The organism is Trichlorobacter ammonificans (assembly GCF_933509905.1).
In the GTDB taxonomy this organism is placed as follows: Bacteria; Desulfobacterota; Desulfuromonadia; order Geobacterales; family Pseudopelobacteraceae; genus Trichlorobacter; species Trichlorobacter ammonificans.
Genome location: NZ_OW150024.1, coordinates 2734587 through 2759861 on the forward strand (window position 1 = coordinate 2734587; position 25275 = coordinate 2759861).

Consider the following 25275-nt stretch of genomic DNA (forward strand, 5'->3'; position numbering starts at 1 on the left):
GCTGGCCGCGACCCGTATCTGGTGGCTCTGCGCCTGCTGACGACACGGGATATGACCGTGGCGGTACTGCGTCGCAAGCTGCTGATGCGGGGATACGAGGCCGCCACGGTCGAGAGTGCCGTAGAGCGGCTGCTACGGGAGCGCTACCTGGACGACCGGCGCTACGGCGAACGGTTTGTCGAAGCGGCTCTGACGAGTGGGCGGTACCGTGGTTATCGCTTGCGCCAGGAACTGACACGTCGGGGAATTTCCCGCGAACTGACAGCAGAACTGCTGAATACCGTCGATGATCCAGCCGACGAAACCGCCTTGGCCCGACAGGTGGTCGCCCGCCGCTACGGCGGATTCGATCCTGTCCGCGCCGACGAGCGGGAACGGCGACGCATCGCCGGCTTTCTGCAGCGGCGGGGGTTCGGGATGGCGACGATCCGTTCGGTGCTGCAGCACAACGGAGAGGAGGGAAGCCATGACGGCTAGCCGTATCGTACCAGGAACAACGCGCTGGTTGAGCGCTGTCGCGGCTCTGCTTCTGTTCTGCCTGAGCACGATGACCGCCGCACTGGCGGCGGACCTGCCCTCCGCCCAGGTTGAAGCCGAAGGGTATGCGCTCATCCCCAACGGACGCAAGGACCTGGGCCGGGAGGCTGCCCTGCAGAACGCCTTCCGCCGGGCCGTGGAACAGGTGGTGGGCGTGGCGGTCGAATCCCGCACCGTGGTCAAGGATTCGGAACTGCTCAACGACAAGATATTCTCCAAAAGCCGCGGCTTCATCAAGACCTACCGGATTACCGGCGAGCGGACCGAGAACGACGCCTACCGGGTCGCCATCACGGCCTCGGTTTCCCGTCACCGGCTGGAGCAGGAGTTGGACAACGTGGGGCTGCTGGTCCGCAAGCTGGGCAAGCCCCGTGTCGCCGTCGTGGTCATGGAGCAGAACGGCGATGCCCCCGCCGCAGCGGGCGGCATCGTGGAAACGGGTCTGACCGGAGCCTTCGGCAAAAAGGGCTATGCCCTGGTGGATCGCCAAGCCATGCTGGCCGTTGAGCGGGAGGTGGTCAGGGGCCACGGCGACCAGACCGATGCCGTGGTCCGTGCGGCAGCAGCCGGTGGCGCCGAAGTGGTCATCGTCGGCCAGGCAGCGGCCCGTCACGGTGCTGCCGTGGGGGGTACCAGCCTTCGGCCGGTACAGGCGTCGACCACCTGCCGCGCGGTCGATGTGAATACCGGTGAGGTGCTGGCAACGGCAAGTTCTACGCAACAAGCGCTGAACGTCAACCCGGCGGCGGCGGGCACCGAGGCCCTGCAGAAGGCGACCCTCGAACTGACCGAGCAGCTGAACCGCCAACTGATCGCCGCCTGGCACAAGCAGCTGACCGGCGTGCGCACCCTGCACCTGACCGTCACGGACCTTCCCGCCGTTGAAGCACCGCGTCTCAGGGAGGCCCTCAAGGAACAGATGGGGCAGGTGGAGGAGGTACGCGAGCGTGGCTACCGCAATCATCAGCTGCGCTTGGAACTGGAGGTCTGCGGCACAACCCGCAGCGTCATCGACGAGTTGGCCTCCCTGAATCTCGGCGGGAGCCGGCTGAAGATTTCCGGCTATTCATCAGGGACGGTACAGGCGCACTGGACGGGTCCGGCGAAAAAGGGGGGGAAGAAACCATGAAGCGGATACTGGCAGGTGTCGCAGTATGCATTCTGGCCGGATGCAACAATCCGGGCAAGGAAAGCTTTGAGCTGGGACGACAACTGGAACGGCAGGGACGGCTGGATGAAGCGATCACCCTGTACGAGGACGCCCTGACCAAGGAGCGGGACAACCAGGAGTACCAGCAGGTTCTGGCCGGTGCCCGCAAGGCTGCTGCCGGACGGTTCATCGAACAGGGGCGCAAGCGTCTGCAGGGAGCGCCCCCTACCTACGACCTGCTGCGGGCGGCCCAACTGGATCTGGACAAGGCGCTCAAGGCGGACCCGACCAACAGCGAGGCCAGGGCACTGGCCGCATCGATCAAGAGCCAGTCCGATGCCCTGCTCACGCGGGCAGAGACGCTCTATGGCGAATCGGGCAAGGCAGCAGAAGCCAAGGACTGGCCCACTGCCATCAACAAGCTGCGCGAGCTGCGCCAGTTCTATCCCACATACCTCGATCTGGCCGTCAAGCTTCCCCAGACGGAAAGTGCGGCCGTCAGCCACTATCTCAGGGAAGTTGAACGTCTGCGGTCGCAGGACAACCTGGACGGCATGATCGCCGCTCTGCAGCAGGCCCTGGCCATCCAGCCGTCAAACCAGCAGCTGACGGCCCTGCTGGCGGACACCAAGGCACAGAACACCGCCGCCGCCTGGTTTGCCAAGGCGGAACAGCGGGCCGGTCAGCAGAAGTGGCGCGATGCTGTTGACTATCTGCGCAAGGCCCAGGCACTGGAGCCGGACGCGGAACTATCCGCCAAGATGCATGAACTGCGCCGCCAGGGTGCCGGCCGGCTTCTGCAGCAGGCAACGGTACACCTCAACCGCAAGCAACTGTACAGCGCCTATCTGTCCCTTTTGGCCAGTGTCGAGCTTTCCCCCGACTCCCTCAAAGAGGGGGAGGCGTCTGAGCTACGCCGGCAGCTGGTCGGCGAGATGACGGCGAAATCTCAGGAAAGCGAGACCGGCGGCCTGCTGGGCAATGCCTACCACTGGCAGGAGTTGGCCCTGAAGCTGGGCGGACCTGACCGGGCTGCTTCCCAGCGGTTGCAGGGGCTCAAGGACCGGCTGCGGCAACGGGTGGTCAAGAAGATCGCCGTGATGGATTTCACGCCGCCCACCAACAGTACGGATGCCGGGCGCCTGGTCACGGACAGCCTGCTCTCCTACATGACCAAGAACGCCAGCAGCGACGTAAAAATACTTGCCCGCGACGTGCTGGGTGCCATCATCAAGGAAATCGAGTTCGGCCAGGCCGGGCTGTACGATATCGAAAGCGCCAAGAAAACGGGCAAGCTGAAGGGTACCGACATCTTCATCTTCGGCAGCGTGCTGCAGTACAGCGTGGAAAAGGGGGCCGAAGAGAGCTCGAAGATGGTCAACGTTTCCGTGGCCAAGCGCAAGGTCTCCAACCCGGCTTACCAGAGCTGGCTGCAGCGGAATCCGTCACCCAACGAGCGGGAGCTGGCCCTGGCGCCGCCGGCCCTGATCGATGAGGACATTCGTGAAACGGTGCGCTACAAGGTGGGTACCCATAAAAAAACCGCCAACGTGGCCCTCTCCTTCCGGGTGATCGACGTGGAGTCCGGCGAGGTGGTCATCACCAAAACCATCAAAAGCAAAAAAGAAGCTCAGGATAACTTCTCCGAGGGAGTCGAATTCGCCAATATTCCCTTCGACCCCCTGCAACTCCCTCCGGACACCGAGCTGCTGGAAAAGGCGGTGGAGGAAGGGATCGCCGAGTTGGGGCATCTGGTGCTGTCCCGCTTTCAGAATCTGCAGGCTACCTACCTGAATGCCGCCGAGCTTCTGGGTAAAAAAGGACAACATGATACGGCCATCGAACGCTACATCGACGCCATGGTGTCCGAAGAGGTGAAAAACGTTTCCAGCCAGGTAACCGAGCAGGCTCGCCGTGAAATCGACCGCCAGCTCCAACTGGCGGACAACAGCAGATAGATGCGGTGGGGGTGCTTGTCATGGGCTGGCGTCAGACACGCATAAAGGCAATGATCCGGTTACTCCGTGCCCTACTCTGCGGCGGGCTGGTGCTGTGCTTGGCGGCCTCCTGGGGGGGCGCCGCCGAGCATCGCCTGAAGTCAAAGCTGGCAGCCGTACCGTTTGTAGCCAGCAACATCGAGGCCATGGCCTTTACCGAGTACCTGACCACGGTGCTTTTGAACGAACTGGACAACACCGGACAGTTCGAAATTTTCGAGCGGAAACGGCTGGAGTCGATGATGGCCCTGGAAGGGGTCCGTTCCGACTCGCTGACTCCGGAGCAGATGCAGCGGCTGGGAAGCAGGCTGGGCCTTGACTTCCTGGTTGCCGGTACCGTGACCAGCCAGCCGCAGGGCATGCTGATCAACCTGCGTCTGCTGAGCCTGCGCAGTCAGAAAATTCTCTTTACCGAACAGACACGGATGACCGAGGCTGATACCAGCCGCATGCTGCGGGAGATCGCCTGGAAGGTCAAAGATGTCGTGCAGGGCGCCACCGTTCCCCGCACCGTTTCTCCCGTCTCCGTTCCCCTGCAGCCGCCGACCTCGCTTGAGGCCGTGGGATCAACCAATGCCGTGCGGTTGCGCTGGAAACCGCAGAATCCCACCCAGGTGGTCGGCTACCTGGTACAGCGCGCGCTCACGCCGGAGGGGCCGTTCAACACCGTCAGCACCGTGACCGAACCGGCCTACACCGATGAAAACCTGCGTCTGAACGAGAGCTTTTTCTACCGGGTGGCTGCCGTGGGCCAGGGGGGCGGCACCAGCCAGCCGACGACAGCGGTGCGCGGCGCCACCACCATCGCGCCGGCAGCGCCGATCTTCATGAATGCCGAGCCGCTGCTCGGCAGCGCCGTCCTCACCTGGCGCCAGCGCCCCTTCGGCGGCAATGACGCGCAGACCACCCCCCGGGGTGTGCAGATTTACCGCCGCAGTAGCGCAGAAAAAGAATTTACGCCGGTCACCCGGGTTGGTGAAGAAGCAATGACGTTCCGGGACCAGGGGCTGAAAGACGGTACTACCTACCTGTACGCAATGACCGCCTTCAACCTGGCAGGGGCGGAAAGCGAGCTGTCGGTACAGCTCTCGGTCACCACACCGCCGACCACGGGCGGGATTACCGTCACCAGCGGCAAGGTACGACGGATTCCCCTTTCGTGGCAGATGCATCCCTTTGAACAGGTAAACGGCTATCGGCTGGAGCGGGCCACCGCGCAGGACGGGCCGTACCGTGAGATTGCCGTGGTGAACGGACGGGAACGGACCAGCTACCTTGATACCGATCTGGCTGACAAGACCACCTACTGGTACCGAGTTTCCGCCCTGAGCAAGGAAGCGGGCACCGGAGGCCCCTCGCCGGAACTCTCGGCAACAACCCGCGACCTGCCGCCGGCGCCGGTAAAGGTTACCGCCGGCAGCGGCGAACCCCGTCGTATCACGATCAGCTGGGAGTCCGCCGCCGTTGCGGACGATGAAGTAACCGCCTATCAACTCTATCGCGGTGAAGCGGGACAGGAGACCCTGAGCAGGATAGCGGAGCTGAGGGCCCACCAGACCTCGTTTCGTGACGATGAAAAGCCGCTCAAGGATGCGACCGCCTATTCGTACGTCGTTTCTGCAGTCAACGCCGGCGGGGCGGTCAGCACCTTAAGCGCCCGCGCCACGGCCACCACCAAGGCGGTACCGGCCATGCCGCGGGGGATGACAGCGGCCTCGGGCGAACCGCGCCGGGTGACCCTGCGCTGGCAGAAGAATCCCGAAGCGGACATCACCGACTACGTAGTCTATCGCAAACATGATGACGGTGAATTCCGCCAGCTGAAGCACACCCAGGAACCGGGACTTGTCGATGGCGACCTGCGGGACGGTCAGACCTACAGCTACCGGCTTCAGGCCGTGGACAAGGACGGCCTGGAAAGTCCGCTGTCCGAGCCGGTGACGGCAGTCACCAAGTCGTTGCCCAAACCGGTGGACGGGCTGCTGCTCAAGGACCGTACCGCCCGGACCGTAACCTGGCAGAAGTCGGCCCAGAGCGACGTCCGGCAGTACGCCGTTTACAAGAAAGGATTTTTCGGCGGCCAGAAGCTGGCTACCCTGGAGGCAACTGAGTGGAAGGTACAGGAACCGGGCAAGCTGGAACTGTACGTCACCGCAGTCGATGCCGATGGCCTGGAAAGCGAACCGTCGGCAGTGCTGGTCATCGAATAGGAGGATGCCATGACGTATCGGGTTGGGTTCTGTGCCGCCGGACTGCTGCTGGGCCTGCTGACAACGGACGCCGTAGCAAACAACAAGGCTGCCATTGTCCAGGAAATCGGACGTTACCAGCTTTTTCAGGGCAGCTATACCACCTTTGACCTGAAGCGCAAAGAAACCTATGTCCACCAGGGTGTTTTCCTGCTGGATACCGCAACCGGTGACGTGAAGAGGTACATTAATAAAATTGACGTAGAAGGGCGCTACATTGAAACCTGGCTGCCCACCGACCTTTCGGGGGTAGACAAGGGGCGTCCCGCACAGGAGAGGAAGCCATAGATGACCGGCAATGAGATTCGCGCACGTTTTCTGAAGTACTTCGAAGACCGGGGCCATGTGGTGGTGGCCAGCTCCGGCCTGATCCCCCACAACGACCCGACCCTGATGTTCACCAACGCCGGCATGAACCAGTTCAAGGACTGTTTCCTGGGGATGGAAGACCGGGGCTACTACCGGGCCGCCAGTTCCCAGAAGTGCGTCCGCGCCGGCGGCAAGCACAACGACCTGGAAAACGTGGGACGGACCGCCCGTCACCACACCTTCTTCGAAATGCTGGGCAATTTTTCCTTTGGCGACTATTTCAAAAAAGAGGCCATCGCCTTTGCCTGGGAGTTCCTGACCCAGGATCTGAAGCTTGACAAAAGCCGGCTCTACGTAACGGTCTACACCGACGACGACGAGGCCGCCGACATCTGGCATCACCAGGAAGGGGTACCGCGGGAGCGGATTTACCGCTTCGGCGAAAAAGACAACTTCTGGGCCATGGGGGACACCGGCCCCTGCGGTCCCTGTACCGAAATTTTCTGGGACAACGGCCCCGAGGTGGGGTGCGGCTCACCCGACTGCGCCGTGGGCTGCGACTGCGACCGCTACATGGAGATATGGAACAACGTCTTCATGCAGTTCAACCGCACCCCTGACGGCGTGCTGCATCCACTGCCCAAGCCGGCCGTGGATACCGGCATGGGCCTGGAGCGGATCACCACGGTGATGCAGGGGGTCCGCTCCAACTACGATACCGATCTGCTGCAGGGGATCATCCGTCATATCGAACGGCACAGCGGCAAGAACTACGGCGGCAATGAGAAGGATGACGTTTCCATGCGGGTGATCGCCGACCACTGCCGCGCCGTCACCTTCCTGATCTGCGACGGAGCCCTGCCCAGCAACGAAGGACGCGGCTACGTGCTGCGCCGGATCATGCGGCGGGCTGCCCGTCATGCCAAGATGCTGGGGCTGGCTGAACCGCTGCTCTGCCGGATGGTGGATGCGGTGCGGGAGATGATGGGAGACGCCTACCCGGAGCTGGCGGAGCGGGAGGCGTATATCCGTAAGGTGGTACTGGCCGAGGAAGAGCGGTTCAACGAGACCATCGACCGCGGCCTCGCCATCCTGAACGACGAGGTCGCCGCCCTGCGGGCTGCCGGCAAAGCCGTCATTCCGGGAGAGACCCTGTTCAGGCTCTACGACACCTTCGGCTTCCCGGTGGACCTGACCGAAGATATCGTCCGCAGCGAAGGATTCAGCGTGGATGAGGCAGGCTTCGAAGCCTGCATGGAGCGCCAGCGGGAGCTGGGCCGGGAACACTGGAAAGGCTCCGGCGCCGCCGGCATCGCCGATGTCTACAAGGAGCTCCACAACCGCGGTCTGCGTACTTCGTTTGTCGGCTACAACGCCCTGACCGCCTTCGCTCCCCTCACCGCCCTGCTGCGCGACGGCACTGAGGTCGCCTCGGCAACCGCCGGGGACCGGGTCGATCTGGTGACGGAAACCACCCCCTTCTACGGCGAGTCCGGCGGCCAGGCCGGGGACACCGGCACCATCTCGTCCGGCAACGCCCGCCTGGAGGTGGTGGCCACTTCCCGTCCCTTCACCGACCTGGTGGTGCACCATGCCGTGGTCCAGGAGGGGGCCGTCAATAGGGGAGATGCGGTCAACCTGACCGTGGCCGTTGACGAACGCCGCGCCACGGCCCGCAACCACACCGCCACCCACCTGCTGCAGGCAGCCCTGCGCCGGGTGCTGGGGGACCATGTCAAGCAGGCCGGTTCCCTGGTGGAGCCCGATCGGCTCCGCTTCGACTTCACCCATTTTACCGGCGTTACCGCCGAAGAACTGCAGACCGTGGAAGATCTGGTGAATGTCTGGATCATGGAAAACGACGCACTCAGCATCCGGGAGATGGGGATGCAGGAAGCGGTGGAAAGCGGCGCCACGGCCCTGTTTGACGAAAAATACGGCGACACCGTCCGGGTGGTGCGGATCGGCGAGGTCAGTGCCGAACTGTGCGGCGGCACCCATGTGCGGGCTGCAGGCGACATTGGCCTGTTCAAGATCCTTTCCGAAGGGGGAATCGCCGCCGGTGTCCGCCGGATCGAAGGGGCCACTGGTTTCAACGCCCTGCGCACCGTCCGCCGCCTTGAAGACGAGCGCCGTGCCATCGCCGACCTGATCAAGGCCGACAGCGGCAAATTACTGGAGCGGGTGGAGAAGCTGGTGGAACGGCAACGGGAGCTGCAGCGGGACGTTGAGCAGCTGCAGGGCAAGCTGAATGCGGCCCAGTCCGGCGACCTGCTTTCCCGGGTACACGAGGTGCAGGGAGTCAAGCTGCTGGCGGTGCAGGTGCAGGTGCCGGATATCAAGGCGCTGCGCGACTTGGCCGATCAGCTGCGGGATCGTCTGGAGTCCGGCATCCTCGTCCTGGGTGCCGAACTTGACGGCAAAGCCAACCTGCTGGTGGCAGTGACCAGGGATCTGACCGACCGCTTCAAGGCCGGTGAGCTGGTGGGCAAACTGGCCCCCATCGTCGGTGGGCGCGGCGGCGGCAAGCCCGAACTGGCCCAGGCCGGCGGCCCCAGCCCGGAAAAATTGCCCGAAGCGTTGGCGGCGGCGGCAACGTTTCTGGGTTGACAAACCATCGAAAAACCGAGGTTGCTCAAAAATAGTCAGATCCTCGCACCCGCACACAGGGGCTGTCGAGGACGGTGGCGAGATGGCTGTTTTTCACCAACCTGCCCATGTGAGGTACCTGTGAAGCATCTGATCGATAAAGCCAGCACCCTGATGGAGGCCCTCCCCTACATCCGCCGTTTTTCCGGCAAGACCTTCGTCATCAAATACGGCGGTCACGCCATGGCCGACGAACGGCTGAAGGAGTCCTTTGCCCTGGATGTGATCATGCTGCGCTCCCTGGGGATCAATACCGTGATTGTCCATGGCGGCGGCCCCCAGATCAACGAAACTCTGAAGCGTTACGGCATCGTCTCCGAGTTTGTCCGCGGCATGCGGGTCACCGATGCCGAAACCATGTCGGTGGTGGAGATGGTGCTGGTGGGACAGGTGAACAAGGAAGTGGTGGGCTACCTGAACCAGCACGGCGGACGGGCTGTAGGGCTCTCCGGCAAGGACGGCACCCTGCTGCTTTCCCGGAAGCTCCTGCAGGAAATTACCGCCGAGGACGGCAGGCTGGAGCAGGTGGATATCGGCTACGTGGGGGATGTGGTCAAGGTGAACACCGACCTGATCAGAACCCTGGAGCAGGGGGGCTACCTGCCGGTGATCGCACCGGTGGGAGTGGGCCCGGCCGGAGAAAGCTACAACATCAACGCCGACCTGGTGGCCGGCCGGGTGGCTGCGGCCCTGAATGCCGAAAAGCTGATCCTGCTCACCGACACCCCCGGTGTGCTGGATCGCGACAAGAACCTGATACCGAATATCTGCGTAGCGGACATGCACCGCCTGATTCGGGAAGAAGCCATCACCGGCGGCATGATTCCCAAGGTGGTCTGCTGCGCCGATGCCTTGCACGACGGCGTCAAAAAGGCCCATATCATTGACGGCAGAATGGAGCATGCCGTACTGCTGGAAATCTTCACCGATGGCGGCATCGGTACTGAAATCGTCAGGTAACCCACTCAAAGGAGCCCATGCCATGAAACGACTCGCACTGGCTGTTGCCCTGTTCGCCCTGCTGTTCGTGACGGCGACCGCCGCTCAGGCGTCATCGGATCTGTGCGCCGGCACGTCGCCCGGAACCTTCATGTTCTTTGACCGGGAAGTCGAACGCGGCAAACCGCTGCCGCCGCAGGTGACAGAATTTGATTTCGGCAAAGATATGTGGGCGGTGGCCTGCCTGACCGATACGGTGGGCCCCCAGCCGGACGGTGGCAAAAAGTTCCGGGTTGTCCTCTACGTCAAGCAGACCAAGAGCCATGACGGCAAATATTCCTCCTACGCGGCCAATGCCAAGCAGGAGGGGGTCTATCGTCCCGGGCTTTCCAAACCGCGCAAGGATGTGATCCTGTTCCTGAACGAGGATTTCGCTACCAACAAGGGGCTCAACTACAAGCTCGATCCGGGTGAGTACGAGTTTCGCCTGCAGGCAGCCACGGAAAAGGGAACCGGTCGGCTGGATCTGACCGTCGACTGGAAGAATGACGTTGCCTACATCCAGGAGCTGCGCAAGGCCGGCTACGTAGCCGACGGCACCATCAAGGTAATCAAGCGCTAGTGCCGCAGGCAGGGCAGCAACCATGCCCGGCCCGCTCCGCAGCGCCTCGTTGACAACGAACGGACAGAATCCATGGAACTGACCACAAAGGAATTCAGGAACTACTTTCGTCTGGGAGAGCTGGGTACGGTACGAATCAGCGACGATAGCGACTACCTGCACGAGTTTCCCGCCATTATCGTCCAGCTGTTCGACAGCTCCCTTGAGGTAGTGCTCGTTTCCGATGAACTTCCGGGCGAGATGCTTGGCCGGGAGGTTGTGGCACAGCTGTCCGTCATTACCGGACACCTGGTTTGCGACGTACCGGTCATCATCGGCAAGAACTCCTTTGAGCAGACCCTGTTTCTCCGTTTCAACGGGGAAGCGGTCGTCCGGATCAAACGGAACTTCATCCGTACGGATGTGCTGATTCCGTTTTGCTACGACGAACATGGCAGAAACAGCGTGAAGGCGGTCCGCGAAGTTCAGGAGCTGCGGGCAATCCCCAGCCGCACAGTTTTTGCGCCCGTGCCGTACAGCGAGTCGTACAAGATCGCCGACTGGCCCGGCAAGGGAGAACTGCTGCCGGTACGGGTCAACCTGGGGGGCGGCGGCATCCGCTTCGCCAGCGTGGAACCGTTTCAGCGGGGCACGATGCTGGGGCTGCAGATGTTTCTTGACTGGCCAGAGCCGCGGGTCATTCACGCGGCGCTGCAGGTCACCCGTTCGAAACCGTTCGAGCAGACGCCGGAAGACCGGGCCTTTTATACCTGGTCGAAAATCCGGCTCAAGTCCCAGACCATCAGCATCACGGCAGGACAGTACGACTATATCGACGACGGTGACCGGCAGTTCGTCATCGACTACATCAAGGAGATTCAGAAGCGGCAGCACAATCCTGCCGAAACGGAGGGAGCCGAACCAACATGACCAATCACCAGTGGGTAGAACGGTCCGACCGTGTCATCATGAAGACCTACGGCCGGTACCCGATTGTGCCGGTACGGGGCGAGGGATGCCGGCTCTGGGATGCCGACGGCAAGGAATACCTGGATTTTCTGGCCGGCGTGGCGGTCAACAACCTGGGGCATTGTCATCCCAAGGTAGTGCAGGCGATCCAGGAACAGGCTGCGCGCCTTATCCATTGCTCGAACTATTACCAGATTCCGCAGCAGATCGAGCTGGCCGAACTGCTCTGCGCTCACTCCTTTGCCGACCGCGTTTTTTTCTGCAACTCGGGCGCAGAGGCCAACGAGGCGGCCATCAAGCTGGCCCGTAAATACAGTCGGGACACCAAGGGGGCGGAGCGGTTTGAAATCATCACTGCCACCGACTCGTTCCACGGCCGTACCTTGGCCACCGTGTCCGCCACCGGCCAGGAAAAGATCCAGCGCTTCTTCGATCCGCTCCTGCATGGCTTCACCCATGTGCCGTTCAACGATGTGGCTGCCATTGAAGCGGCCATCCGCCCCACCACCTGTGCGGTGATGCTGGAACCGATTCAGGGCGAAGGCGGGGTGAACGTGCCGGATGCGGCGTACCTGCCGGCGGTGCGCGAGTTGTGCGACCGGCATGGCCTGCTGCTGATCCTGGACGAAGTGCAGACCGGCATCGGCCGCACCGGCACCCTGTTTGCCCATGAGCAGTTCGGCATCACCCCCGACATCATGACCCTGGCCAAGGCGCTGGCCGGCGGCGCCCCCATCGGCGCCATGCTGGCCCGGGAGGAGGTCGCCGCCGCCTTTGTTCCCGGCACCCACGGCTCCACGTTTGGCGGCAACCCGCTGATGACCGCCGCCGCCATCGCCACGCTGCGGACCATTCTGGAGGAAGGACTGCTCAACCGGACCGAAGAGATCGGCGAATACCTGCTGGGAGAACTGGACACGCTGGGGAAGAACTATTCCTTTGTCCGGGAAGTGCGCGGCATTGGTCTCATGATCGGCATGGCTCTCACCATCCCGGCCGGAGATATCGTGAAAAAAGGCCACGAGCGGGGTCTGCTGCTGAACGTGACCCACGACACGGTGCTGCGCTTTGTGCCGCCGCTGGTGGTCACCAAACAGGAGATCAACCGGATGATTGAACTACTGGACGGCATTTTTGCGGAGGTAGCGGTATGATGCGCCATTTTCTGCGCCTGCAGGACTTCTCCAAACAGGAACTCGACGATCTGCTGGCCCTGGCGGCCGACCTGAAGGCCCGCCAGAAGGCAGGGATCGAACATCACCTGCTCAAGGGAAAAACCCTGGCAATGATCTTTGAAAAAGCCTCCACCCGTACCCGGATCTCCTTTGAGGTGGGGATGTTTCAGCTGGGGGGCCATGGCCTGTTCATCTCCTCCGGCAACTCCCAGATGGGGCGCGGCGAGCCGATTCGCGATACGGCCCGGGTGCTGGCCCGCTACTGCGACGGCGTGATGATCCGCACCTTTGGCCAGGAGATCGTGGACGAATTCGCCTTGTTCAGCAACGTGCCGGTGATCAACGGCCTGACCGACCGCTACCATCCCTGCCAGATCATGGCCGATCTGCAGACCGTCATCGAGCAGAAGGGACGATACAGCGGCCTGAAGTTCGCCTGGGTCGGCGACGGCAACAACATGGCCAACACCTGGATCGAGGCCGCCGCCATCCTGGGCTTTGACCTGGCCCTCGCCTGTCCCCACGGGTACGAGCCGGATCCCGGTGTTCTGGCATGGGCGCGTTCCCGGAACACCGGCGCCATCACACTGACCACCGATCCCCGCGAGGCGGTACGGGGTGCCGATGTCATCAACACTGATGTCTGGGCCAGCATGGGACAGGAAGCGGAGCAGAAACAACGCGAGCAGGCATTTCAGGGGTACTGCGTGAACGATGACCTGCTGAGCGATGCCGCAGGGGACTGTATCGTCCTGCACTGCCTGCCGGCCCACCGCGGCGAGGAGATCAGCAACGACGTAATTGAAGGACGCCACTCGGTGGTCTGGGATGAAGCGGAAAACCGCCTGCACATCCAGAAGGCGATCATGGCGACCCTGATGGGTGGGGCGAAGTGATCTCGTTTCTCGATCTGTTTGCCGCCCTGAACGACAATGATGTGCGATATCTCGTTGCCGGCGGGTGGGCCGTCAACCTCTACGGAGTTGAGCGGGCCACCGGTGATCTGGATCTGGTTGTCTATCTGGAGCAGCGAAACCTTGAGAAATTCATCGATGTTGTGACACGCTTTGGTTTCAGGCCGCGCGTGCCGGTTGCCGCGATTGAGTTTGCTGACGCCGAGAAACGGCGAGCGTGGCGTGTCGAAAAGGGAATGATGGTATTCAGTTTTCACGACCCGCACAACCCCTTTGTGCTGCTTGATGCTTTTATTGAAATTCCCTTTGATTTTGAAACGGTCTATGCCGAGCGCTCACGCATACAGACCGGCAGGGTCGAGATTCCGGTGGTGCCTCTGGAGACCCTGATCATGATGAAGCAGCAGGCCGGTCGGCCGCAGGATCTTGCTGATATTCACTACCTGCGGAAGATCCAGGAGGGCACGCAATGACGGTGACACCACTTCTATATTACCGCACCAAGGAGCAGCTTGAAAATTACCGCACGATGCCGGTTGAACAAAAAATTCGCAAATTGGAACTGGAAATGGAGCTTGTCAACGCCATGCGGCACGGGCGGGCTTTGATGCTGAACAACACCGGGAATCACCAGCAAAAGGAGAAATAGCACATGGCAAAACCGAAGCTTGACGCACAAAAGATCGTACTGGCCTATTCCGGAGGCCTGGACACCTCCATTATCCTCAAGTGGCTAAAAAACGAGTATGGCGCCGAAATTGTTGCCTTTTCCGCCGATCTGGGCCAGGGCGACGAACTGGCACCGGTCCGCGAGAAGGCACTCAAGACCGGCGCCAGCACGGTCTATATTGACGACCTGCGTGAGGAGTTCGTCCGCGATTTTGTCTACCCGATGTTCCGGGCCAACGCCATTTACGAGGGTCACTATCTGCTGGGCACCTCCATCGCCCGGCCGCTGATCGCTAAGCGTCAGATGGAAATCGCCAAGCTGGAGGGGTGTGACGCCGTCTCCCACGGCGCCACCGGCAAGGGGAACGACCAGGTTCGTTTCGAGCTGGCTTACTACCACTTCGATCCATCCATCACGGTCATCGCTCCCTGGCGTGAATGGAAGCTGAACAGCCGCAAGGCCCTCATCGCCTACGCCAAAAAGAACGACATCCCGATTCCGGTCACCAAGAAGCGTCCCTGGTCCTCCGACCGGAACCTGCTGCATATCTCCTTTGAAGGCGGCATTCTTGAGGACACTTGGGCCGAGGCACCGGAAGAGATGTACGTGCTGACCTGCAAACCGGAAAAAGCTCCCAACAAGCCGCAGTACGTCGAGATCGAGTTCGAGAACGGCAATGCCGTGGCGGTTGACGGGGTACGGATGACCCCGGCCCAGCTGCTGGCCCACCTGAACACCATCGGCGGTGTCCACGGCATCGGCCGGGTGGACCTGCTGGAGAACCGCTCCGTGGGGATGAAGTCCCGCGGTGTCTATGAGACCCCCGGCGGCACCATCCTGCGGGAGGCCCACTCCGCAGTGGAGCAGATCACCATGGACCGCGAGGTGATGCGAATCCGCGACTCCCTGATTCCCCAGTACGCCTGGCAGGTGTACGCCGGCTACTGGTTCTCGCCGGAGCGTGAAATGCTGCAGGCCCTGATTGACGACTCCCAGAAGACCGTAAACGGCGTGGCCCGGGTCAAGCTGTACAAGGGGCACTGCCGTACCGTGGGCCGCAAGTCCGAGACCAACTCGCTGTTCAACCTGGATTTCGCCACCTTCGAGAAGGACAAGGTCTACAATCAGGCCGATGCCGAAGGGTTCATCAAGATCAACTCGCTGCGTCTGCGGATCCGCTCCCTGATGCAGGGCAAGAAATAGGTTTGACCAAGCCTCAGTACAAAAAGGAACATATCGTCACCTCGGTGGTGGCGGTCATTGTCGATGAACAGGAACGGGTGCTCCTGACCAAGCGGAGCATCCGTCCTTTTCTCGGCATGTGGGTCATGCCGGGGGGTACCATCAACCTGGGCGAACCGATTCTGAGGGCGTTACAGCGTGAGGTGGATGAAGAAGTGGGGCTTGACGTCGAGGTTGGTGACCTGATCGATGTATTCGAGCATGTTACTCCGGGCGAGGACACCTGTCATTACATCATCCTTTTTTATCGCTGCCGTCCGCTGCAGAGCACGGTGACGTACAACCCGCAGGAGGTTCTGGAGGCAGCCTGGGTACCGCGCCATGAACTGGTACGCTACCAGATGCCGGAGGGAACCCGCCACATCCTGGGTAAACTGTTTCCGGAGCTGACTGCAGCAGCGCCGGGGTGAGACCAGATGCCGACCATCATCGAGAAAAAAGTCAACCTCGCCTTTCCCCTGGGACATCACCTGCACTGCCTGATTGCCCAGCTTCCCAATCGACTGCACCGCGAGACCGGCTTTTCACCCGCTGAGCAGGAGCAACAGTGGGAACAGATTCACTCGGTCCTCGACCTGGTGGCAACCGGGGCCGGTAATCTGAAGAAACTCCATTTTTTGTTGTTTCCCGAGTCCTGTCTGCCGTTCAGCCGTTTCGACGACCTGCTGACCGTGGTGCGGGACCGGTTCCGGCCGAACACCGTCACCATGATCGGCATTGAGCATCTGGCGCTCCGGGAGTACCGCACCGTTCTGGAGCGGTTCCGCAGCGACAACGAGGAAGCCCTTGCCCTGGTGGACCACGACATCGATTCCGGCGACGTGCTGGAGATGCCGGTCAACTGGTGTGTGCTGCTGCTCAAGGAGACCGACGGCGCCCTGCGGGTGTTTCTGGAAGCCAAGAGCCATCCGTTCCACGGCGAGGAGTTCATCGACACCTACCGCGATCTGTACCGGGGCCGTCACTTCTACCTGCTGCGCAGCCGGCCCTCCTGTTTCAACTTCATGGCCATCATCTGCCTTGACTACCTGTACCGAAGCCTGTACGAATCCAATATCAAGCAGATCATCGACCATGCCAACACGTTGTACTTCAGCACCCGGCAGGGTCTGGACGCACTGTTCGTCATCCAGTGCAACCCCAAGCCGGACCACCGCGCCTACCGGGACGTGGTCTGCGGCTTTTACGGCGAATACCTGGAAGACCTGCCCGGGGTCCGGGAAACCGTGACCATCTTCGGCAACGCCTCCGATGAGACCTGCATCGACGGCGTCCCGGTCCTCCATGGCTTCGGCCATGCCGCCGTGATCATCAACCAGCGGCACCGGTTGCTGAAGGCCCAGTTCGCTGAATTCGGCACCGATGACTACCACGGCGCCCCGGTCTGCCGGCTCCGTTTCGGCAGCGGTACCCGACTGCTGTACTTCAATCTGCCGCAGCACCACGAACTGGACCCGCGCAGTTCGCGGATACCGCTCAAGGTCCACAGCATCATGACTCGCAGCAGCTCCGGAGACTGGGAAAAAATTCCGGCCACCGAGCCGGCTGAGACCGGCTGGCTCAACGACACCTCGTCACACTAAGCAAGGGAGATAGCTTCATGTCACAAAACAAACTCTGGGGCGGCCGCTTTACCCAGCCCACCGACAAATTCGTGGAGGAGTTCACCGCCTCCATCGATTTCGACAAGCGCCTGTACCATCAGGATATCCGCGGTTCCGCCGCCCATGCCCGGATGCTGGGCCGCCAGGGAATTATCCCCAACGAGGACGTTGAAAAAATCGTCCACGGCCTGAAGGAGATTCTGGAGCAGATCGAGGCGGGTCAGTTCGACTTTTCCGTCTCCCTCGAAGACATCCATATGAATATCGAGGCCCGGCTCTCCAAGAAAATCGGGGAGGCAGGCAAGCGTCTGCATACCGGCCGGTCCCGCAACGACCAGGTGGCGCTGGATATCCGTCTCTACCTGCGTGACGAGATCGTGGAGATCGTCGCCTACTTGGATATGCTGATCGACTCCCTGCTCAACCAGGCGGAAGCCAACCTTGACGTGATCATGCCCGGCTTTACCCACCTGCAGTCGGCCCAGCCGATCCTGTTCTCCCACCACCTGATGGCCTACGTGGAGATGTTCAAGCGGGACAAGGGACGGATGGAGGACGGCCTGAAACGGGTGGATGTACTCCCCTTGGGGGCCGGCGCCCTTGCCGGTACCACCTTCCCCATTGATCGCGAATACGTTGCCGAAATGCTGGACTTTCCGGCAGTCACTCGCAACTCCCTGGATGCGGTGTCGGATCGTGACTTCGCCCTGGAGTTCATGGCTGCCTCCTCGATCCTGATGATGCACCTCTCCCGTTTTTCGGAAGAGCTGATCATCTGGTCCACCAGCGCTTTCCGCTTCATCGAGCTCTCCGACGGCTTCTGCACCGGCTCCTCCATCATGCCCCAGAAGAAGAACCCCGATGTGCCGGAACTGGTGCGGGGGAAGACCGGACGGGTCTACGGCAACCTGATGGCTCTTTTGACGGTGATGAAGGCACTGCCCCTGGCCTACAACAAGGATATGCAGGAGGACAAGGAACCGCTGTTCGACACCATCGACACCGTCAAGGGGAGCCTGAAGATCTTTGCCGACATGATCAGGGAGATGCGGGTCAACCGGGAAAAAATGTCCCAGGCAGCCGGCCAGGGCTTTTCTACGGCCACCGACGTGGCCGACTACCTGGTACGCACGGGGCTTCCGTTCCGTGACGCCCATGAAGCGGTCGGCAAGGCCGTTGCCTACTGCGTCGAGAACGACATGGAGCTGACCGAGCTGTCACTGGCTGAATGGCAACTGTTCTCGCCCCACTTCAGCGACGACATTTTCGACAAAATTTCAGTTGAGGCCAGCGTCAATGCCCGGAATGTCATCGGCGGCACGGCCCGCAATCGGGTCGAGGACGAAATCCGGCGCTGCCGTGAAGGGCGCTGACATGACCGGAACGCGGGCTGTCCTGTACCTTGTCGGCGCTCTGCTGCTTTCCGGGTGCGGCAAAAAAGGGCCGCTGGTATATCCTGACCAACTGTTGCCGGGACCGCCTCCGGCCGTTGTTCTGGAGCAAACCGGCGCACAGCTTCGCCTTGCGGTAACGGTGCCGTCGCGGGACCGGCGGGACCGCCCGCTCAGCGAGCCGGTGACCTCACTTGTCATTCTGAGAAAGATATCCTGCGCCCAGTGCCCGGAAGATTTCCGGGAGGTGCAGCGTTTTGCCGTCACCCGGCCCGCCTCTGCTGAACGGGTCGCCTGGATCGACACCGATGTCCGGCCGGGTGTTTTCTACCAGTACCGTGTGACCTCCCTGCAACGAAATGGCGATGCCGGAACCGCCCTCGACACACCGGCGGTTGCGCTCCAGCCGATACCGATGACGCCGACGGTACAGGCGCTCCCCGCGTTCGGCAGTGTAGTTTCCATTACCCTGGTTGCAGACGTCCCGGCCGGTACCGCACGGATCGGGTTCCGGTTGTACCGCGCGGCGGTTGGTGCGGACACGGATTTTTCGCCCGTCGGCCCACTGATTTCCGCGGACAGGTATGTTGATCAGGCGGTGCGGCGTGACACGGCGTATCGTTATGCCGCGCGACAGGTGGTACGTCACCTCTCCAGCGGCCTCTACCTGGAAAGCGAACTGTCGGCGCCCGTCACGGTCACCGTGCGTGACGCCCCGCCGTAACCGACATCATCTCATCGTTCGCGACCAGAACGCACAAAGGGCGTCCGGAGTATTCCGGACGCCCTTTGTGCGCGGTTCAGCTTGCAGAGTACCAATTACTTCGCCACGGTCTCCAGAGCCTTGACCACGATATCCTTGTAGGGGTTAGCAAACAGGATGATCAGACAGACAACCAGAACGTAGATTGCCAGGGACTCGATCATGGCCAGACCGATCAGCATGATGGTCATGATTTTGCCGGAAGCGCCGGGGTTACGGGAAACGCCTTCAACGGCGCGGCTCACAGCAAGACCCTGACCGATACCGGTACCGAAAGCACCGATTGCCATACCGAAACCAGCTGCCAGCATACACATAGTGAAAAATTCCATCGTTACTGCCTCCTCTAGGGGGATGATATGCTCCTAAACAGTATAGGAGAAAACGCTAGGATACGTGCTTAGTGTGCCTCTTCCAGCGAGCCCTGGATATAGATCATGGCCAGCAGCATGAAGACGAACGCCTGGATGAAAGAGACCAGGATGCCCATCAGCATCATCGGCAGCGGCGCCAGCGGCATGAAGTACTTCACCCCCAGGGTGAAGAAAATCATCAGCACCAGTTCGTGACCCTGCATGTTGCCGAAGAGACGCAGGCTCAGGGAGAGGACCCGGGAAAGGTGACCGATGACTTCGATAAAGAACATCAACGGCGCCAGCCAGATGATCGGCCCCATGAAGTGCTTGACGTAGTGCGTACCATGCTCCTTGATCCCGACAATATGGGTTGCACAGAAGACCACCACGGCGCAGGCGGCGGTGGTGTTGATGTTGGCGGTGGGGGGGAAGAAGCCGGGGATCAGTCCGATCAGGTTGGAAACCAGAATGAAGAGCGCCAGGGTCGCGATCAGCGGAAAGAAGGCGCGTCCTTTGGGGCCCATGGACTCGGCGATCATGTTCTCGATGCCGTCGATGATGATCTCCATCAGGTTCTGGAGTCCCTGCGGCACTTCGCGAACGGCGCGGGTGGCAAGCAGCGATACTACTACGGCGACGATGATGATCAGCCAGGTATAGGCGATGGCATCGGCAGCGGCCTCACCGATATGCAGCGGCGCCAGCAGCTTGCGAAAGAAGTCCAGAAAGATAATCGGATGTATCATGATGAAGTCTCCTTCGACGAAATTGCTACGTACAACGTCAGTCCGAACAGACAAACAACGGTTACCGACAACCCGGCCAGCAGCCCCCACAGTGAAAACCAGGAGGAGGTAATGACCAGGTACAGCACAACAGCAGTCAATGAAATTCTGATGATGAATCGTACCAGTGCCGCCAGCATCGGCCGGTCCTGAGGCGTGAGCTGCAACAGAGCTCCCAGGGATCTCCGCTGCCAGAGCAGGTTGATGATGGCAATCATCCCACCAGCAGAGGCGCTTGCTGCAGCCGACGCAGAAAAGAGCAGGGCACTGACAGCGGCGATAATCAGTAAACTCAGTATACTGCCAGCGAGCAAATATCGCGGCAGGCGTTCCTCACGATCGCTCATCATCCGCCGACTTCCGTAGCTCTCTGCTGGCTATCAGATGGATGTTTCTGAAACCTGCCGCAATACCGATAAACATGAACAGATAAAAGAACCAGGGTGCGGTGCCCAGCCAGCGATCAATGGTCAGTCCCAGCCAGACACCGATGGCAATGGCGATAACCACCGAAAGGCCCATGCTGGAGACCAGGCCGATATTGCGAAAAAGGTCACGGAATTCCTTCACATCGCCCCCTCGCCAGCCTCGATCGTATACAAAAACCTGTGTTGCATACCATACTTCGCCACGGCCTGTCAATCATTCGTTCCAGAAGCCGGGTCAGGCGATCAGCTTGAAACTTTTCCGGGCAGCAGCAATGGTCGCCTCTATGTCGGTATCAGTGTGCGCCTGGGACATGAATGCGGTCTCAAACTGCGACGGCGCCAGGTAGACCCCCTCAGCCAGCATGGCCCGGAAATAGGTGGCAAAGGCCCTGGTATCACAGGCGGCGGCGGTGGGCCAGTCATGAACGTCGCCTGCCGTGAAGAAGGCGCAGAACATGCTGCCGACCCGGGTGCTGTAGATCGGATAGCCGGCATCCCGCGCCGCCCGGGCGATGCCATCGGCCAGACGAGCGCTCTTTTCTTCAAGCTGCTGATAGAACCCCGGCTGCTGCAACAGCGTGAGGGTGGCAATGCCGGCAGTCATGGCCAGGGGGTTGCCGGACAGGGTACCTGCCTGATAGACCCCGCCGGAGGGAGACAACTTCTCCATGATTTCGCGCTTGCCGCCGAAGGCCCCCACCGGCAGTCCGCCGCCAATGATCTTGCCCAGGGTGGTCATGTCCGGCGTCACGCCGTAGACCTCCTGGGCGCCGCCGTAGGCAACCCGGAAACCGGACATCACCTCGTCGAAAATCAGAATGATTCCCTCATTGGTGCAAAGCTCGCGCAACCCTTCCAGGAACCCCTCACGCGGCGGTACGGTGCCCATGTTGCCGGCAATCGGCTCCAGAATGATGCAGGCGACCTGCTCGCGGTTTTCCGCCACCAACGCCTTGACCGACTCAAGGCTGTTATACTCGGCGGTCAGTGTATGCTTGGCGAAATCGGCGGGCACACCGGGGGAATCGGGGACACCAAAGGTTGCGGCACCGGAACCGGCTTTCACCAGCAGCGCATCGGCGTGACCATGATAGCAGCCGGAAAATTTGAGAATCTTATCCCGTCCGGTGTAGCCCCGGGCCAAGCGGATGGCGCTCATGGTGGCCTCGGTGCCGGAACTGACCATCCGTACCATCTCGATGGAGGGGACCGCATCAATCACCATACGGGCCAGCGTAATCTCAAGCTCCGTGGGAGCACCGAAACTCGAACCGCTTTCAAGGGCAGCGGTGACCGCCTGCACTACCTGGGGGTGACAGTGCCCCAGAATCATCGGCCCCCAAGAGCCAACGTAGTCAATGTAGCTGTTACCGTCTTCGTCAAAAATCCGGCTGCCGCTGGCTTTCTTGATGAAGCAGGGGGTTGTTCCCACCGACTTGAACGCCCTCACCGGGCTGTTGACACCACCGGGAATGACCTGGCTTGCCTGCTGAAAGAGCTGTTCCGAGCGGGTATGTTCCATGACGCGACTCCTCACAGGATAGAATCAATCGAGCTTTTCTGTGTACTGGAAGCGTACGACATTGTCAATGGTTGCGAGGCATGCTCATGCATGAATTGCCATCTCCCTGTTCCCAGCTTGATGAAAAGCTGCTAGCATGCAGGCACCTTGCTCAGGAGAACCCCATGCCCACACCGACCGTAGCCCTGAAAATTGATGTCGACACCTATGCCGGTACCCGTGAGGGCGTTCCGCGCCTGCTGGACCTGCTCAACTCCCATCACGCCCGCGGCACCTTCTATTTCTGCATGGGCCCCGACCATACCGGCCGCGCCCTGCGTCGCATCGTTACTCACCGGGGATTCCTGCAGAAGGCTTTGCGCTCGGGAGCTCCCTCCGCCTATGGCCTGAAGACCATGCTCTATGGCGTACTGCTGCCCGGGCCGCTTATCTCAAAACAGTGTGCTTCCGTTATGCGTGAAACGGTACGCCAAGGGCACGAACCCGGCATCCATGCGTGGAACCATGTCGACTGGCACGACCACCTCATCGGTAACGACATCGGCTTTGCCAAGTCGGAGTTGGGGCAGGCCGCCGCAGCCTTCAAGGAAATTTTCGGACACCTGGCCGCCAGCACTGCCGCGCCGGGGTGGACCGTATCACACGAGTCACTCGCCCTGCAGGATCAGATGCAGCTCAGTTTCTGCAGCGATGCCAGGGGGACGCATCCGTTTTACCCGGTCGTTGACGGCAAGCGCTTTACGACACTGCAAATTCCAACCACCCTGCCCACAGCTGATGAACTGCTGGGCCGCAACGGCCTGCAATCTGTCGACTTACCCGAATACTACCTGCACGCCTTGCGTCCCGGACTGAACGTGCTTACTATTCATGCCGAACTCGAAGGAGGGTGCATCAGCAGCTATTTCGACCGGTTGCTGAGGTTGCTGCACGAGCATGGCATACCCTGTATTACCTTGGCGGAGGCCGCCGCCTCTGTCGCTGCAGCACCCGCCTGCAACCTTGCCATGGGGATGATTGCAGGACGTGCCCTGCCGGTGGCCCTGCAGGGCACGGAGCTACCGTAATGTGCGCCCGCTACTTCCGGGTCCCCCGCCAGGACCATGCCTATCTGACGTGCATCATGGAGTCCTACGAAGGGATAGCCACGGTCAGCACTGTTGACGGCGCGGCGGGTATCATCCGGATATGTGCACCTCCGGGAAGAGCCGTGGAACTGACTGAGCTGCTCGCGGCCCTCTCCCGGGAAATTGCACTTGACGAAACCACCCCCCCGGAAACCATGACAGAGCAGCACTGAACCACGGCCGGCCCACTCCCCCGCTTTACCTTTCCTTCGTGCTACAACTACAAAACAAAAAACAAAAGCGGCACGGGGTGTACCCGTGCCGCTTTTGCTCTTTCCTGTTTTCCTCTTGTCGAGGGTCGGTATTAGAAGCTGTACCGAGCCTGGAGGCGTGCAGTGTAGGGGTTCTCGGGGTCGCCGCTGGTATTGGTGGAGGAGTTCTTGTAGTAACCACCCAGAACCATGTAGGCAGCCTGTGCCTGCAGTTTCAGGTTCTTGTAGAGCTGGTAGCCGGCGGTCAGGCCGATTTCAGTGCCCATGAAGTCGCTGGCATTACGCTTACCAATCTTTGTATCAACGGGAGCGTCGGCAGAAGACGGTGCCCAAGCGAAGCCAACACCACCGTCAAGGTTGAACTTGTCGGTCAGCTTGGCATCATAGCCCAGGTAGGCAAGCGCGATGTTGGTGATGTTCCGGCGGATGTACTGGTCGGTGTTGGCCGGGCTGTTAACGGTGTTGCGGGCCAGAATGATCAGACCGGACTCGTTGTAGGACTGAACGTTGGTAGTCGAGCTGGTGCTGTTCGTTGCACCCTGCCAACCTTTGTTGTGACCAGCGTCGTCGGAGTTGTTACCGGAGGTAAAGAGGAAGCCGAGACGGGCTGCACCGGGACCAACATTGGCCTTGGCGGCCACGTTGGCTGCCCAGCCGTGGTAGTTGGTGCTTTTACCAAAGCCAGCACCGTTCTTCTGATGACCAGCCTGCATTGCAGCGAAACCGCTCAGGTCAACACCGGCGATCTTGGTCTGACCGCCAAGAGCGAAGGTATTGATCAGCTTGGCGCTGTCGCCGAGTGCGCTGGTGTAATCAGCGTTGAAATAGTAGGAGAAGGTTGCCTTGGTGTCCTTGTTGAAGGCAAAGGTGTTGTCCATCATGAATACATCAGTGTTACGGTCACCGACCCGGCCAACGCCATCATCATTATAGCGGGTAAAGCCCAGACCCAGAGTATAGGCACCCAGCTTGGTGGTGGTCATCACCGCCGGAATGTCGGCATCCAGGAAGATACCCTTGACGGTATCTTTGTAGGGCTGGATACCCAGCTTGGTGTTGAAGTTCTTGCCAACGTTGAAGTCAAGGTAAGCATGCTTGACTTCGATGTTGACCACGTCGGCGTCAAGGCCAACACCGTTGGTCTTGTTGCTGGTTGCTGTCGTAGCAGTGGACTTGCCGAACTGGTTGTCGATTTCGAACTGGGTGACCAGCTTCAGGTCGTCGCTGGCCTTGGCGATGTACTGCAGACGGACCCGCTGCTCGAAGTAGTTGTTGGTCTTAAGCTTGTCTCGCGTAGGAGTAAAGTTGCCCGAGTTGCCATCGTTGTAGTTGGAGAAGATGGTGTTGAAGTTGTAGGTACCGTGGAACTCGTTCTCAAAGGCCAGGGCGGGAAGGGCAGTCACGGCAGTCAGGGCGCCGGCTGCGGCGATGGTCAGCATCTGCTTTTGAAACTTGGTCATAAACGGTGTTCCTCCTTCTGTGGTGTATGTACTGCCTAATAAAATTAAAATCTCATTGTACGGTGCTGCTGGTGTCTGATCGGTGTTGGGCCTCACCACCTTTCAAAAACGTACGGTATTTCAGGCACTTTATTGTTTTCATTCAAATATTCGAATACTTATCATGTTCTACCCAGCCGGGGTGATAATACAATAAATATAACACCTGTCAAGGTTTTATCTCTTT

General features: G+C 60.6%; 26 protein-coding genes. 20 read left to right on the plus strand and 6 right to left on the minus strand.

All coding sequences use genetic code 11. The features are described from left to right. Nucleotides 1-21: 21 nt before the first annotated feature. The 18 genes from RAK07_RS12525 to lptM all read left to right on the plus strand — a co-directional run bounded on the left by RAK07_RS12525 (nucleotide 22) and on the right by lptM (nucleotide 19120). Nucleotides 22-477 (plus strand): regulatory protein RecX, encoded by a 456-nt coding sequence (locus RAK07_RS12525; RefSeq protein ID WP_305733170.1) that lies wholly within the window; start codon nucleotides 22-24, stop codon nucleotides 475-477. Continuing rightward, on the plus strand, nucleotides 467-1666 hold the full coding sequence (locus tag RAK07_RS12530; protein ID WP_305733171.1) for a hypothetical protein: 1200 nt from the start codon (nucleotides 467-469) through the stop codon (nucleotides 1664-1666). Before RAK07_RS12525 ends, RAK07_RS12530 begins: the two co-directional genes overlap by 11 nt. After that, nucleotides 1663-3645, plus strand: coding sequence for a CsgG/HfaB family protein (locus RAK07_RS12535; protein ID WP_305733172.1), 1983 nt, complete (start codon nucleotides 1663-1665; stop codon nucleotides 3643-3645). The genes RAK07_RS12530 and RAK07_RS12535 overlap by 4 nt, the downstream gene beginning before the upstream one ends. 50 nt (nucleotides 3646-3695) lie before the next feature. Then, on the plus strand, nucleotides 3696-5894 hold the full coding sequence (locus RAK07_RS12540) for a FlgO family outer membrane protein (protein ID WP_305733173.1): 2199 nt from the start codon (nucleotides 3696-3698) through the stop codon (nucleotides 5892-5894). A 9-nt stretch (nucleotides 5895-5903) separates the two neighbouring features. Beyond that, a complete protein-coding gene (locus RAK07_RS12545) occupies nucleotides 5904-6221 on the plus strand; it encodes a hypothetical protein (RefSeq protein ID WP_305733174.1) in 318 nt (105 codons plus the stop codon). Continuing rightward, complete coding sequence (gene alaS / locus RAK07_RS12550) at nucleotides 6222-8852, plus strand: alanine--tRNA ligase (RefSeq protein WP_305733175.1); 2631 nt, start codon at nucleotides 6222-6224, stop codon at nucleotides 8850-8852. A gap of 120 nt (nucleotides 8853-8972) precedes the next feature. Further along, the gene (gene argB, locus RAK07_RS12555; RefSeq protein ID WP_305733176.1) at nucleotides 8973-9851 is read left to right on the plus strand and encodes an acetylglutamate kinase; all 879 of its coding nucleotides are present in this window, start codon (nucleotides 8973-8975) and stop codon (nucleotides 9849-9851) included. A gap of 22 nt (nucleotides 9852-9873) precedes the next feature. After that, the gene (locus RAK07_RS12560; RefSeq protein ID WP_305733177.1) at nucleotides 9874-10452 is read left to right on the plus strand and encodes a hypothetical protein; all 579 of its coding nucleotides are present in this window, start codon (nucleotides 9874-9876) and stop codon (nucleotides 10450-10452) included. 72 nt (nucleotides 10453-10524) lie between these two features. Further along, nucleotides 10525-11361: a hypothetical protein gene (locus RAK07_RS12565; RefSeq protein ID WP_305733178.1), complete on the plus strand. Its 837-nt coding sequence runs from the start codon at nucleotides 10525-10527 to the stop codon at nucleotides 11359-11361. Next, on the plus strand, nucleotides 11358-12554 hold the full coding sequence (locus RAK07_RS12570; protein ID WP_305733179.1) for an acetylornithine transaminase: 1197 nt from the start codon (nucleotides 11358-11360) through the stop codon (nucleotides 12552-12554). The genes RAK07_RS12565 and RAK07_RS12570 overlap by 4 nt, the downstream gene beginning before the upstream one ends. Beyond that, complete coding sequence (gene argF, locus RAK07_RS12575) at nucleotides 12551-13471, plus strand: ornithine carbamoyltransferase (protein WP_305733180.1); 921 nt, start codon at nucleotides 12551-12553, stop codon at nucleotides 13469-13471. Before RAK07_RS12570 ends, argF begins: the two co-directional genes overlap by 4 nt. Then, nucleotides 13468-13962, plus strand: a complete 495-nt coding sequence (locus tag RAK07_RS12580) for a nucleotidyl transferase AbiEii/AbiGii toxin family protein (RefSeq protein ID WP_305733181.1) — start codon at nucleotides 13468-13470, stop codon at nucleotides 13960-13962. Before argF ends, RAK07_RS12580 begins: the two co-directional genes overlap by 4 nt. Next, nucleotides 13959-14138, plus strand: a complete 180-nt coding sequence (locus tag RAK07_RS12585; protein WP_305733182.1) for a hypothetical protein — start codon at nucleotides 13959-13961, stop codon at nucleotides 14136-14138. The genes RAK07_RS12580 and RAK07_RS12585 overlap by 4 nt, the downstream gene beginning before the upstream one ends. 3 nt (nucleotides 14139-14141) lie before the next feature. After that, nucleotides 14142-15362: an argininosuccinate synthase gene (locus tag RAK07_RS12590; protein WP_305733183.1), complete on the plus strand. Its 1221-nt coding sequence runs from the start codon at nucleotides 14142-14144 to the stop codon at nucleotides 15360-15362. Between the two features lie 2 nt (nucleotides 15363-15364). After that, nucleotides 15365-15811 (plus strand): NUDIX domain-containing protein, encoded by a 447-nt coding sequence (locus RAK07_RS12595; protein WP_305733184.1) that lies wholly within the window; start codon nucleotides 15365-15367, stop codon nucleotides 15809-15811. 6 nt (nucleotides 15812-15817) lie between these two features. Then, nucleotides 15818-16984: a hypothetical protein gene (locus RAK07_RS12600; protein ID WP_305733185.1), complete on the plus strand. Its 1167-nt coding sequence runs from the start codon at nucleotides 15818-15820 to the stop codon at nucleotides 16982-16984. A 17-nt stretch (nucleotides 16985-17001) separates the two neighbouring features. Next, entirely contained in the window at nucleotides 17002-18378 is a 1377-nt protein-coding gene (gene argH, locus RAK07_RS12605; protein ID WP_305733186.1) for an argininosuccinate lyase, read from the plus strand. A gap of 1 nt (nucleotide 18379) precedes the next feature. Further along, complete coding sequence (gene lptM, locus RAK07_RS12610) at nucleotides 18380-19120, plus strand: LPS translocon maturation chaperone LptM (RefSeq protein ID WP_305733187.1); 741 nt, start codon at nucleotides 18380-18382, stop codon at nucleotides 19118-19120. A 95-nt stretch (nucleotides 19121-19215) separates the two neighbouring features. On the opposite strand, the gene atpE is transcribed toward lptM, so the two are convergent. The 5 genes from atpE to hemL all read right to left on the minus strand — a co-directional run bounded on the left by atpE (nucleotide 19216) and on the right by hemL (nucleotide 22250). Next, nucleotides 19216-19491, minus strand: a complete 276-nt coding sequence (atpE, locus tag RAK07_RS12615) for an ATP synthase F0 subunit C (RefSeq protein ID WP_305733188.1) — start codon at nucleotides 19489-19491, stop codon at nucleotides 19216-19218. 68 nt (nucleotides 19492-19559) lie between these two features. Continuing rightward, entirely contained in the window at nucleotides 19560-20261 is a 702-nt protein-coding gene (gene atpB / locus RAK07_RS12620) for a F0F1 ATP synthase subunit A (RefSeq protein WP_305733189.1), read from the minus strand. Then, on the minus strand, nucleotides 20258-20650 hold the full coding sequence (locus tag RAK07_RS12625; RefSeq protein ID WP_305733190.1) for an ATP synthase subunit I: 393 nt from the start codon (nucleotides 20648-20650) through the stop codon (nucleotides 20258-20260). Before RAK07_RS12625 ends, atpB begins: the two co-directional genes overlap by 4 nt. Next, nucleotides 20634-20870: an AtpZ/AtpI family protein gene (locus RAK07_RS12630; protein ID WP_305733191.1), complete on the minus strand. Its 237-nt coding sequence runs from the start codon at nucleotides 20868-20870 to the stop codon at nucleotides 20634-20636. Before RAK07_RS12630 ends, RAK07_RS12625 begins: the two co-directional genes overlap by 17 nt. Nucleotides 20871-20963: 93 nt before the next feature. Beyond that, complete coding sequence (gene hemL, locus RAK07_RS12635; protein WP_305733192.1) at nucleotides 20964-22250, minus strand: glutamate-1-semialdehyde 2,1-aminomutase; 1287 nt, start codon at nucleotides 22248-22250, stop codon at nucleotides 20964-20966. A 164-nt stretch (nucleotides 22251-22414) separates the two neighbouring features. Between hemL and RAK07_RS12640 the strand changes: the two genes are divergently transcribed. Beyond that, complete coding sequence (locus tag RAK07_RS12640; RefSeq protein WP_305733193.1) at nucleotides 22415-23317, plus strand: polysaccharide deacetylase family protein; 903 nt, start codon at nucleotides 22415-22417, stop codon at nucleotides 23315-23317. Further along, the gene (locus RAK07_RS12645; RefSeq protein ID WP_305733194.1) at nucleotides 23317-23550 is read left to right on the plus strand and encodes a DUF4911 domain-containing protein; all 234 of its coding nucleotides are present in this window, start codon (nucleotides 23317-23319) and stop codon (nucleotides 23548-23550) included. The genes RAK07_RS12640 and RAK07_RS12645 overlap by 1 nt, the downstream gene beginning before the upstream one ends. Before the next feature lie 131 nt (nucleotides 23551-23681). Here the strand turns inward: RAK07_RS12645 and RAK07_RS12650 are convergent, their stop codons facing one another. Further along, nucleotides 23682-25049 carry a hypothetical protein gene (locus RAK07_RS12650; protein WP_305733195.1) on the minus strand — a complete coding sequence of 456 codons (1368 nt, stop codon included), beginning with the start codon at nucleotides 25047-25049 and terminating at the stop codon, nucleotides 23682-23684. Nucleotides 25050-25275 lie beyond the last annotated feature (226 nt).

What these genes read in the sequence shown, in the direction of transcription:
- RAK07_RS12625 (WP_305733190.1), bottom strand. Translation starts at nt 20,650, where the DNA reads ATGATGAGCGATCGTGAGGAACGCCTGCCGCGATATTTGCTCGCTGGC.
- alaS (WP_305733175.1), top strand. Translation starts at nt 6,222, where the DNA reads ATGACCGGCAATGAGATTCGCGCACGTTTTCTGAAGTACTTCGAAGAC.
- argH (WP_305733186.1), top strand. Translation starts at nt 17,002, where the DNA reads ATGTCACAAAACAAACTCTGGGGCGGCCGCTTTACCCAGCCCACCGAC.
- lptM (WP_305733187.1), top strand. Translation starts at nt 18,380, where the DNA reads ATGACCGGAACGCGGGCTGTCCTGTACCTTGTCGGCGCTCTGCTGCTT.
- RAK07_RS12530 (WP_305733171.1), top strand. Translation starts at nt 467, where the DNA reads ATGACGGCTAGCCGTATCGTACCAGGAACAACGCGCTGGTTGAGCGCT.
- RAK07_RS12535 (WP_305733172.1), top strand. Translation starts at nt 1,663, where the DNA reads ATGAAGCGGATACTGGCAGGTGTCGCAGTATGCATTCTGGCCGGATGC.
- RAK07_RS12650 (WP_305733195.1), bottom strand. Translation starts at nt 25,049, where the DNA reads ATGACCAAGTTTCAAAAGCAGATGCTGACCATCGCCGCAGCCGGCGCC.
- atpE (WP_305733188.1), bottom strand. Translation starts at nt 19,491, where the DNA reads ATGGAATTTTTCACTATGTGTATGCTGGCAGCTGGTTTCGGTATGGCA.
- RAK07_RS12645 (WP_305733194.1), top strand. Translation starts at nt 23,317, where the DNA reads ATGTGCGCCCGCTACTTCCGGGTCCCCCGCCAGGACCATGCCTATCTG.
- RAK07_RS12560 (WP_305733177.1), top strand. Translation starts at nt 9,874, where the DNA reads ATGAAACGACTCGCACTGGCTGTTGCCCTGTTCGCCCTGCTGTTCGTG.
- RAK07_RS12640 (WP_305733193.1), top strand. Translation starts at nt 22,415, where the DNA reads ATGCCCACACCGACCGTAGCCCTGAAAATTGATGTCGACACCTATGCC.
- atpB (WP_305733189.1), bottom strand. Translation starts at nt 20,261, where the DNA reads ATGATACATCCGATTATCTTTCTGGACTTCTTTCGCAAGCTGCTGGCG.
- RAK07_RS12600 (WP_305733185.1), top strand. Translation starts at nt 15,818, where the DNA reads ATGCCGACCATCATCGAGAAAAAAGTCAACCTCGCCTTTCCCCTGGGA.
- RAK07_RS12590 (WP_305733183.1), top strand. Translation starts at nt 14,142, where the DNA reads ATGGCAAAACCGAAGCTTGACGCACAAAAGATCGTACTGGCCTATTCC.
- hemL (WP_305733192.1), bottom strand. Translation starts at nt 22,250, where the DNA reads ATGGAACATACCCGCTCGGAACAGCTCTTTCAGCAGGCAAGCCAGGTC.
- RAK07_RS12565 (WP_305733178.1), top strand. Translation starts at nt 10,525, where the DNA reads ATGGAACTGACCACAAAGGAATTCAGGAACTACTTTCGTCTGGGAGAG.
- RAK07_RS12545 (WP_305733174.1), top strand. Translation starts at nt 5,904, where the DNA reads ATGACGTATCGGGTTGGGTTCTGTGCCGCCGGACTGCTGCTGGGCCTG.
- RAK07_RS12570 (WP_305733179.1), top strand. Translation starts at nt 11,358, where the DNA reads ATGACCAATCACCAGTGGGTAGAACGGTCCGACCGTGTCATCATGAAG.
- RAK07_RS12585 (WP_305733182.1), top strand. Translation starts at nt 13,959, where the DNA reads ATGACGGTGACACCACTTCTATATTACCGCACCAAGGAGCAGCTTGAA.
- RAK07_RS12540 (WP_305733173.1), top strand. Translation starts at nt 3,696, where the DNA reads ATGATCCGGTTACTCCGTGCCCTACTCTGCGGCGGGCTGGTGCTGTGC.
- argF (WP_305733180.1), top strand. Translation starts at nt 12,551, where the DNA reads ATGATGCGCCATTTTCTGCGCCTGCAGGACTTCTCCAAACAGGAACTC.